Source organism: Acinetobacter stercoris (assembly GCF_900323515.1).
Taxonomy (GTDB): domain Bacteria; phylum Pseudomonadota; class Gammaproteobacteria; order Pseudomonadales; family Moraxellaceae; genus Acinetobacter; species Acinetobacter stercoris.
The window spans coordinates 1-9564 of record NZ_OOGT01000160.1; the positions used below are offsets into that span (position 1 = coordinate 1).

Sequence of the window (9564 nt, forward strand, 5' to 3'; positions counted from 1 at the left end):
AGTTTAATCATATTCTCTGAAATAAACATATATCTCGGGAGACACTATGAAATCATACAGCAGTATTTACTATAAACATGCTGATCCTGAAATTATGAATAAAATAGATTTTCTATTTCAAACACATTTTGGTCATGCAGATACATTCAAAGAAGTTGCAGATCATATTAATCAAGAAGAAGGCATAAACCTGGCTGAAAGTCTAATCACTCAAGTTAAAAATATTGAGTTCGACTTAAGCCCTATAACGATCTATCGTGTAATGGGATATTCAGTCTGCCATTTCGTTCACGAGCCAACAGATAAGGAGCTGATTAATTTAATTTTAAAATTTTTAAAACATTTGGTACCAGATATTGAAATATTCGCATGGAAAAAACCTCCTGATGTTTCAGATAACTATTGGTTAAGATTCAATAACAATCAACTTATCCAATATAGATAAATTTGGAACACCTACTTCATCATAAGATCTTCATTTACTAACCATGGAATACTCTGGCAAACAGAGTATTCCATCCTCTTCACATCATGCTATTTAAATATTTTCCAGATCCAGTACTTAGAAAGCATTTTAATATGGCAGTAGCATCTTTAGTTCAGAGTAAACAATACCATTCTACCGTCTTGCTATGCGCACAAAAAACATGGAATCAACTGAAATCCACCAAAAGTTTCAGATTCTGAATGCTATATCTTGATCAGATTGTTAAAAAACCGATGATTCAGTTATATCAAGGGTAAGACTGTAGTTTGCTTGATTTTTTGCAGTGGTATTTCTGTTTTCACATTCTGGATTCCTGATATTTTATTCAAATGATTGATTTGAAAATTTCGATAAGCTTCCAAATCAGACACGACAATACGAAGAAAAAAATCACAATCCCCTGCCATCAATTGGCATTCCACAACCTCGGGCATATCCCTAATCGAGTCAATAAAATGATTGACTGTATTTTCATCCTGACCTTTTAACCAGATACGCGCGAAAACCGTAAGTTTTAAATTCACTTGATTTGGATCAACCAAAGCTACATATTTTTCAATAACACCACTTTCCTCTAATTGCTTTACCCTACGTAAACATGGTGATGGTGATAATCCAATTTGTGCTGCCAACTCATTATTTTGCAATTTGCCATTGTATTGTAATTCTTGCAAAATACGTCTATCCATCTGATCCAGTTTCATACTTATTCCCTGTTTTGAATTATTAATGCTTAAATTCTAATATTTTTAGAATTTAATATCAAATTAAATAATATTTACGCTAAATTTAGCTACATATAGCTCCAAAACAAGCATAAAATACCTACCCATAAATACTATTCTCCCCGTATATTCAGTTTGGATAGAAGCTATGTTTGCTTTTAAAAATACGATTAAAGATTTGAACTATTCTTCAGATTTTAAAGAATTTTTACGGGGTGTTAAAGTCTCTATTCCAGTTTTGTTAGGCATCATTCCTTTTGCTCTGGTGCTTGGTGCACAAGCATCTCATAAAGGATTTTCAATACTAGAAGTACCTTTGTTAACAGGATTAAACTTTGCTGGCGGTTCGGAATTTGCCATTTTAGAAGTCTGGAGCAACCCACCGAATATTTTGTTTCTTATGCTCATTACTTTTCTGGTAAATAGTCGTCATCTTTTAATGGGAGCAACTATAGCTCCTTTTATACGACATCTACCTAACCGTAAAGCCCTAACCATGCTTTTTTTTATGTGCGATGAAAGCTGGGCAATGAGTCTGACTGATGCCCAAAAACGTAATCCCCAAAATCCATATCAAGGTCTAAGCCTTGGATTCTATACTGGTCTTTGTTTTGCTTTATATGTGATGTGGGTTGTATTTACAACATTAGGGGTCGGAATTGGTTCAATCTTAGGTGATATTACAAAATTCGGTTTTGATATGGCGTTTCCAGCAGTATTTCTTGTTTTATTACGAGGAATGTGGAAAGGATTCAAAGCTGCTGGTCCCTGGTTAGTCAGCTTACTTGCTGCTGCTCTCGCTTATAAATTTTTACCACAAGGCTGGTATGTGCTCGTTGGAGCTATTTCTGGCATTGCATCTGCTTTCTTTTTGATTGGAGATGAAAAATGATCCACTATTCAACATTAGTCGCGATTATCTGTATTGCAGCAACGACATATTTAACGCGTATTTTAGGCTATTTATTGCTAAAAAATAAAACATTAACTACTCGATCCCAGCGTATATTACAGATCGTTCCTGGCTGTGTCCTGATCTCGGTAATCGCACCTTACTTTGTCACAGATAACCCTGCCAACCTATTAGCGATGGTGATTACTTTATTAGCCGCAACTTATTTATCTTTGTTACCTACTGTTATCATAAGCATTGCCGCAACAGGACTATTAAGATATTTCATTTAGGCATCAAAACGTATATAGACTTCAAGAACTTTTCATACATTGCTAGGGACTACCCCAGTTTTAATCACTAAATGACTCACACAGATCAAGTAATCTATTTGCATACCCCCACTCATTATCATACCAGGCGAAAACTTTGGCTTGATGCCCAACAACCATGGTTTGTGTCAAATCAACAATAAGTGAATAAGGTGAATGGTTAAAATCACTAGACACTAAAGGTTCATCTGTATAAGACATGATATCTGCATAATCTTTTTTTGCAGCTTTGACCAAAATTTCATTAATCAAATGTACAGTAATCGGGGATTCAGTAATAAAAGTTAGATCAATTGCAGCAACATTGATTGTGGGAACACGAATTGAATATCCATCAATCCGATCTTCCATTTTCGGCATTACCCGTTTTAAAGCCCCCAATGCCGAAGATGTTGTGGGGATAATATTTTGACCCGAAGCCCTTGCCCGACGTAGATCACGATGTGCATGATCCAGAACAGACTGATCCGCAGTCACAGCATGAATTTCCGTCATTAATGCTGTATCAATCCCAAAAGCGTCATCAATTATTTTAACCAAAGGAACCAATGCTTGAGTGGTACAAGAAACACCAGAAATAATTTTATCAGTCGCTTTTACATCGGCATGATTTACACCATAAACAATAGCTGCATCTACCGTATCAAATGGCGCTGCACCAATTATGACCCGTTTAGCACCAGCAATAATATGGCCACTGGCAGCTTGATGTGATCGGAACAACCCAGTACATTCCAGTACAACATCAATATTCAAGGCTTTCCAAGGGAGCTTTTCAGGCTTTGACTCTTTTAATACCTGAACCTTTAATGATAATAATCCTGCGCTGATCAATAAGTAAATTTTTTCATCTTCAGTGAATATTTCAACATTTCCATTAAATCGCCCATGTGTAGAATCATATTTAAACAGATGCACCAGTGTTTCAACGTCAGCAACATCATTAATTGCAACAATTTCAAAATGAAAATCTTTAGGATTTTCAAACCAAGCTCGAAGTACATTACGCCCGATTCGTCCAAATCCGTTAATTGCCACTTGTTGCATCATTGTTCCTTAAAACTGAAACTCACATTTACGTGCCATATGTTAATTGATTTAAGCCTTGTTAAGATAGTGAAATCAAAAACAATCCTGATTTAGGGTGTTTTTAGATTATTACCATTTAATTATTACTATTAGTTAGTGACTAACTGCAACGTACAACCATATAAAAATGATTAATGCTTTACCAGATATTAAAATTTATGAAAAACATGATTCTTTACCAAATCCATATAAATCTTATTTATTCCTGCCAAAATCATTGGTGGATCAGGCTTTTTCCGTTATAATTTGGCGTTTTTAAAAAATTAAGCCCGCACCAATTGTCTGATTGATGATTAATTAAACAATGGTGCATTTGCCAAATTCAAAAATTATGGAGTGACTTGGTTGTGAGTACTCGTTTTATGACGTCAGCTGAAATTCGTGAAGCTTATTTAAGCTACTTTGAGTCTAAAGGGCATACACGTGTCGCGTCGAGTTCTCTAGTTCCCGCCAACGACCCAACATTATTATTTACCAACGCGGGTATGAACCAGTTTAAAGACTGCTTCCTAGGTCTTGAAAAACGCGACTATACTCGTGCGACTACATCACAGAAATGTGTTCGTGCAGGTGGTAAACATAATGACCTGGACAACGTCGGCTATACTGCTCGTCACCATACTTTCTTTGAAATGCTCGGAAACTTTTCTTTCGGTGATTATTTCAAACATGATGCGCTTAAATTTGCATGGGAATTCTTAACTTCAGAACAATGGTTAGGCCTACCTAAGGACAAACTTTACGTCACTGTTTATCATACGGATGACGAGGCATATGATATTTGGAATAAAGATATTGGTTTAGCACCTGAACGTATCATCCGTATCGGTGATAACAAAGGTGAAAAATACGCATCAGATAACTTCTGGGCAATGGGTGATACAGGTCCTTGCGGTCCTTGTTCTGAAATATTTTTTGATCATGGAGATCATATTTGGGGTGGTTTGCCTGGAACTCCAGAAGAAGATGGTGACCGTTTTATCGAAATCTGGAACAATGTATTTATGCAGTTCAACCGTACTGCAGATGGTGTACTCCACCCCCTTCCAGCACCTTCTGTTGATACAGGTATGGGCTTGGAACGTATTTCTGCTGTACTGCAACACGTTAATTCAAACTACGAAATTGATCTATTCCAACACTTGCTTAAAGCTGCCAGTGAAATTATTGGCGTTGATACAACTACTATCGAAAGTGAAGCTAAAACAGCTGATAAACCAGTTGACTACCCTGCTTCACTTAAAGTTGTTGCCGACCATGCACGTTCATGCTGCTTCTTGATCGCTGATGGCGTAAACCCGTCAAATGAAGGTCGTGGTTATGTCCTTCGCCGTATTATCCGTCGAGCTGTACGTCATGGTAATAAAATGGGCGCAACAGGTACTTTCTTCTACAAAATGTTGCAACCTTTGATCGAAGCTATGGGTGAAGCCTATCCAGAGCTTGCTGAACGCCGCGCTGTGATCGAATCTACTTTGATTCGTGAAGAAGAATTATTTGCCAAAACACTTGAGCAAGGTTTGAAATTACTTGAAGGTGAACTTGCAAACCTAAAAGGTAAAGTGATCCCTGGTGCAACCGTATTTAAACTTTATGATACTTACGGCTTCCCAACTGACTTGACTGCTGATATTGCACGTGAACGTGAACTTGAAATCGACGAAGCTGGCTTTGAAAAAGAGATGGCTGCCCAACGTCAACGTGCACGTGATGCAGGTAAATTTGCAGTTGACTATAACAGCATTGTAAAAGTTGATGGTGAAACTCAATTTAATGGTTATGATGCAACCATTGGTCAAGGTCAAATCATCGCAATCTATAAAGATGGTGTACAAGTTGAAGAAGTCACTGAAGGTGATGAAGCACTGATCGTATTGAACCAGACTCCATTCTATGCTGAAAGCGGTGGTCAAATCGGTGATACAGGACTCTTCAAAAACGACACCGGTATTTTCGAAGTTCAGGATACCAAAAAATCTGGCGGTGCATTTGTTCATCAAGGCATCGTAACTATGGGAAGCTTGAAAGCTTCTCAAAATGTTGAAGCAATTGTAAAAGCTGACATCCGTGAAGCAACTTCACGCAACCACTCTGCAACGCACCTTCTACATGCTGCCCTCCGCCAAGTATTAGGTGAACATGTACAACAAAAAGGTTCACTCGTTGCAAGTGATATTTTACGTTTTGACTTTGCCAATGACCAACCTGTAAGTTTCGAACAGCTTCAACAAGTTGAACGTATTGTAAATGCTGAAATTATTGCAAATACACCTGTCGAAACCGAACTCTTGAATATCGATGCTGCCAAAGAAAAAGGCGCAATGATGTTGTTCGGTGAGAAATATGGTGATGAAGTACGTGTACTTTCTATGGGTTCTATCAAAGATGAGAGAAACTTCTCAATCGAACTTTGTGGTGGTATTCATATCAAACGTACTGGAGATATCGGCTTATTCAAAATCACTTCTGAAGGTGGCGTAGCAGCTGGTGTACGTCGTATTGAAGCTGTTACAGGCACTAAAGCCTTGGAAGCTGTACAAAAAGCTGATAGTGAAATCAACTATATCAATGGCTTATTAAAGGCTCAAAAAGATCAGACAGTTGAAAAAGTTGAAGCAACTGTAGAAGCTGCACACCAACTTCAAAAACAAATCGAGCAGTTAAATCAAAAACTTGCTAACTTCCTGGCTTCTGATTTAATCAGTCAAGTCAAAGATATTGCAGGTCGTCAGACATTGATTGCCACAGTTCAAGGTCAAGATGCAAAATCACTTCGCCATCTTCATGACAGTGTAAAATCAAAACTAGACAATGCAGTGATCGTTCTTGCAGGTGTTGATAGCGATAAAGTTAGCTTGATCGCATCTATTGCAAAAGACTTCACTGCAAATATTAAAGCTGGGGATATCATCAAACACTTAAGCCAGGAGCTAGGTGGTAAAGGTGGTGGTAAACCAGATTTAGCACAAGGTGGCGCGCCACTTAACGAGAAGTTTGATCAAGTAATGGCAGCTCTTCCTGCCTGGCTTGAACAAAAATAATACTTCACCTTTTGTGTAACTGATCCTGATCTTGCTACTCAGGGTCATGGCTTAAATGGAACAACTATGGCATTAATCGTTCAAAAATATGGCGGTACCTCTATGGGTACACCTGAGCGCATTTTAAATGTTGCTCGCCGTGTGAAGCGCTGGCATGATCATGGTCACAAGGTTGTTGTGGTCGTATCAGCTATGAGTGGTGAAACCAATCGCCTACTCGCTCTCGCGAAAGCCATTACCGAAACACCTAGCCCACGTGAGTTAGACCAAATGGTTTCAACTGGTGAGCAGGTGACGATTTCCATGTTAGCAATGGCGCTCAATTCTATTGGCGTTGAAGCTAAATCTCTAACTGGTCGCCAAGTTGGCATCAAAACAGATAGTGCATATACCAAAGCACGTATCGAATCTATTGATACAGAAACCATGACAGAGCAATTAGACGCTGGGCGTGTAATTGTCGTTGCCGGTTTCCAGGGTGTCGATGAACATGGTAATACAACTACCTTGGGTCGTGGTGGTTCAGATACAACAGGTGTTGCACTTGCTGCTGCATTGAAAGCTGATGAATGCCAAATTTACACAGATGTTGATGGTGTATATACAACCGACCCACGTGTTGCACCAAAAGCGAAAAAAGTAGATCGTATTTCATTTGAAGAAATGCTAGAAATGGCATCTCTAGGTTCTAAAGTCCTTCAAATCCGTTCTGTAGAATTTGCAGGAAAATATCAAGTACCTCTACGCGTATTATCAAGCTTTGATAATGACAATGATGGCGCATTCGATGAAGATTTCAAAAAGAATGTCGGGACTCTAATCACCACTGAAGCGGAAGACAACATGGAAAATCCTATTATCTCAGGTATTGCGTTCAATCGTGACGAAGCTAAATTAACTATTTTAGGTGTGCCTGACGAGCCAGGTATTGCATCTAAAATATTGTCTCCTATTGGTGATGCCAACATTGAAGTGGATATGATTATCCAGAATGTTGAAGAAGATGGTACAACTGATTTCACTTTTACAGTTAACCGTGGTGATTTGAAAAAAGCTACAGCTATTTTGGAAAATACCGCTCAGGCAATCGGTGCTCGTGAAGTAGCGACACGTGATGATATTGTAAAAGTATCTATCGTTGGTGTTGGTATGCGTTCACATGCAGGTGTAGCAAGTAAAATGTTTACTGCACTTGCTGAAGAAGGTATCAATATCTTAATGATCTCAACTTCAGAAATTAAAATTTCTGTCATTATCGAAGAAAACTACCTCGAACTTGCAGTTCGTACATTACACACAGCCTTTGGTTTAGACCGTGAACACGGTGAATCTAGCGCTCGTGCATAATTTTTAAGCAAAAGCATGCTTTTATTCGCCTTAAATAGCAATAAAATCACAGAGCCGCTATAGTCTTTTCTATAGTGGCTCTGTTATATTAGGCTCAGAGGTTATCAGAAAATTTTAAAAGAATAGAAAAAAGTGATAAATTTGTCACAGTATTCTGCTAAAATTGGCATGATATATAGGTTGTGTTTTTATTTTTGAAAATCGTTGCAGGTTTAGCGTTTTAGCAAGGAGATAAACATGCTGATTCTGACCCGTCGTGTCGGAGAAACATTAATGATTGGGGATCAAGTCAGTGTTACTGTACTTGGTGTCAAAGGCAATCAAGTTCGTATTGGTGTTAATGCTCCGAAAGAAGTGTCTGTTCATCGTGAAGAAATTTATCAACGTATTCAACACGAGCGTGCGATGCATGAGCATCTTCAGCACATAGACCAAGATTATCAACCTTCATATGAAGATGATAATTTTTCTCAAAACAACTATAATCGTTAATAGATTATGGTTGTTTCGAGAAGATAAAGCGGCTCACAAGGCCGCTTTAAGTTTTTGAGAAGATTATTTTTCTAATATTCTTCTGACTGGAGCATATGAACGACGGTGTTGGTCAATCACACCATGCTCCTCGATTGCAGCAAAATGTGCCTTGGTCGGATATCCCTTGTGTTTAGCAAAACCATACTGGGGATAGACTGCATCTAAAGCTACCATTTCCCTATCACGGGTCACTTTAGCTAAAATACTGGCAGCACTTATTTCCGCATGACTTGCGTCTCCACCTACAATTGCCTCACAAGCTATGCTAATCCCTTTTGGGATTTGATTCCCATCAACGATTACTTTTTCAGGCTGAATGCCTAAACCATCTACAGCACGTTTCATTGCTAAAAATGTTGCCTGTAAAATATTAAGTTCATCAATTTCTGCATGAGTTGCTTCAGCGATTGACCATGCCAATGCTTTTTCCTGAATTTCGATAAAAAGTTTTTCACGTTTTTTCTCAGTTAACTTTTTAGAATCATTTAATCCTTCAATCGGATTATTAGGATCAAGAATAACTGCAGCAGCGACTACTGCCCCAACTAATGGACCTCTACCCGCTTCATCAACACCAGCAATGAACATTTATTTTCCTATAAAAAAAGGCTGAACAAAGTCAGCCATTTTATGCTTAATTGATTATTGTTGCACGGCTTCAGCGACACATGCATTAATTGTTTTCGTAACAGCATTACTCACAATTGTGGTACGGGCATTTGCATCCAGTGCCGCAGTTGCCAAATCAACAGCTGTAATATTTTCAGGAGCCTTTTCACTTACACAACCACAAATATTATTTTGTACATTTTGTTTTTGTTCTGCAGACATAACCTTGGTCGCTGTTTGCCATGCTGGTAAGTTATTAAGTTCAGTCGTACATTTTGCATTAATCGCAACTTTCAATGCAGCAGAACCTAACTGTTGTGTCATAGATCCCTGCTGAGTTGCTGTAGTCCCTGTTGCTCCTGTTCCATCCATCGTTGCACAAGCAGTTAAAGAAATTGCAAGTGGAGCAAGTACAGCAAATAATTTTTTCACGTTTTTTACCTAATCAATCAAATAAGAAGCGCTATTCTGCCTAATGATTCACATATATAAAATATCCTATTTAGTG

The 9564-nt window shown here is 38.2% G+C and carries 10 protein-coding genes; 6 read left to right on the top strand and 4 right to left on the bottom strand.

Features of this window, described 5'->3' with window-relative positions:
• Positions 1 to 46 precede the first annotated feature (46 nt).
• Positions 47 to 445: a hypothetical protein gene (locus tag KPC_RS14570; RefSeq protein WP_121975087.1), complete on the top strand. Its 399-nt coding sequence runs from the start codon at positions 47 to 49 to the stop codon at positions 443 to 445.
• A 284-nt stretch (positions 446 to 729) separates the two neighbouring features.
• Here the strand turns inward: KPC_RS14570 and KPC_RS14575 are convergent, their stop codons facing one another.
• A complete protein-coding gene (locus tag KPC_RS14575; RefSeq protein WP_121975096.1) occupies positions 730 to 1185 on the bottom strand; it encodes an Lrp/AsnC family transcriptional regulator in 456 nt (151 codons plus the stop codon).
• 175 nt (positions 1186 to 1360) lie between these two features.
• On the opposite strand from KPC_RS14575, the gene KPC_RS14580 reads away from it, so the two are divergent.
• Positions 1361 to 2104 carry an AzlC family ABC transporter permease gene (locus KPC_RS14580; protein WP_121975088.1) on the top strand — a complete coding sequence of 248 codons (744 nt, stop codon included), beginning with the start codon at positions 1361 to 1363 and terminating at the stop codon, positions 2102 to 2104.
• The gene (locus tag KPC_RS14585; protein ID WP_121975089.1) at positions 2101 to 2397 is read left to right on the top strand and encodes an AzlD family protein; all 297 of its coding nucleotides are present in this window, start codon (positions 2101 to 2103) and stop codon (positions 2395 to 2397) included. Before KPC_RS14580 ends, KPC_RS14585 begins: the two co-directional genes overlap by 4 nt.
• Before the next feature lie 60 nt (positions 2398 to 2457).
• Here the strand turns inward: KPC_RS14585 and KPC_RS14590 are convergent, their stop codons facing one another.
• Positions 2458 to 3483 carry a type I glyceraldehyde-3-phosphate dehydrogenase gene (locus KPC_RS14590; RefSeq protein ID WP_121975090.1) on the bottom strand — a complete coding sequence of 342 codons (1026 nt, stop codon included), beginning with the start codon at positions 3481 to 3483 and terminating at the stop codon, positions 2458 to 2460.
• A 389-nt stretch (positions 3484 to 3872) separates the two neighbouring features.
• Between KPC_RS14590 and alaS the strand changes: the two genes are divergently transcribed.
• From alaS to csrA, 3 genes are all read left to right on the top strand, one after another.
• Complete coding sequence (alaS, locus tag KPC_RS14595; protein ID WP_171334510.1) at positions 3873 to 6566, top strand: alanine--tRNA ligase; 2694 nt, start codon at positions 3873 to 3875, stop codon at positions 6564 to 6566.
• Between the two features lie 66 nt (positions 6567 to 6632).
• Positions 6633 to 7913 (top strand): aspartate kinase, encoded by a 1281-nt coding sequence (locus KPC_RS14600; protein ID WP_121975092.1) that lies wholly within the window; start codon positions 6633 to 6635, stop codon positions 7911 to 7913.
• 237 nt (positions 7914 to 8150) lie between these two features.
• The gene (gene csrA / locus KPC_RS14605; protein ID WP_121975093.1) at positions 8151 to 8405 is read left to right on the top strand and encodes a carbon storage regulator CsrA; all 255 of its coding nucleotides are present in this window, start codon (positions 8151 to 8153) and stop codon (positions 8403 to 8405) included.
• A 63-nt stretch (positions 8406 to 8468) separates the two neighbouring features.
• Here the strand turns inward: csrA and rnhB are convergent, their stop codons facing one another.
• Together rnhB and KPC_RS14615 are read right to left on the bottom strand one after the other, a co-directional pair.
• Complete coding sequence (gene rnhB / locus KPC_RS14610) at positions 8469 to 9035, bottom strand: ribonuclease HII (protein ID WP_121975094.1); 567 nt, start codon at positions 9033 to 9035, stop codon at positions 8469 to 8471.
• A gap of 54 nt (positions 9036 to 9089) precedes the next feature.
• A complete protein-coding gene (locus tag KPC_RS14615) occupies positions 9090 to 9488 on the bottom strand; it encodes a hypothetical protein (protein ID WP_121975095.1) in 399 nt (132 codons plus the stop codon).
• Positions 9489 to 9564: the final 76 nt, after the last annotated feature.

Excerpts from the sequence above, each read along its gene's own strand:
- KPC_RS14600 (WP_121975092.1), top strand. The coding sequence starts at position 6,633 with ATGGCATTAATCGTTCAAAAATATGGCGGTACCTCTATGGGTACACCT.
- rnhB (WP_121975094.1), bottom strand. The coding sequence starts at position 9,035 with ATGTTCATTGCTGGTGTTGATGAAGCGGGTAGAGGTCCATTAGTTGGG.
- KPC_RS14570 (WP_121975087.1), top strand. The coding sequence starts at position 47 with ATGAAATCATACAGCAGTATTTACTATAAACATGCTGATCCTGAAATT.
- KPC_RS14590 (WP_121975090.1), bottom strand. The coding sequence starts at position 3,483 with ATGCAACAAGTGGCAATTAACGGATTTGGACGAATCGGGCGTAATGTA.
- KPC_RS14580 (WP_121975088.1), top strand. The coding sequence starts at position 1,361 with ATGTTTGCTTTTAAAAATACGATTAAAGATTTGAACTATTCTTCAGAT.
- KPC_RS14585 (WP_121975089.1), top strand. The coding sequence starts at position 2,101 with ATGATCCACTATTCAACATTAGTCGCGATTATCTGTATTGCAGCAACG.
- csrA (WP_121975093.1), top strand. The coding sequence starts at position 8,151 with ATGCTGATTCTGACCCGTCGTGTCGGAGAAACATTAATGATTGGGGAT.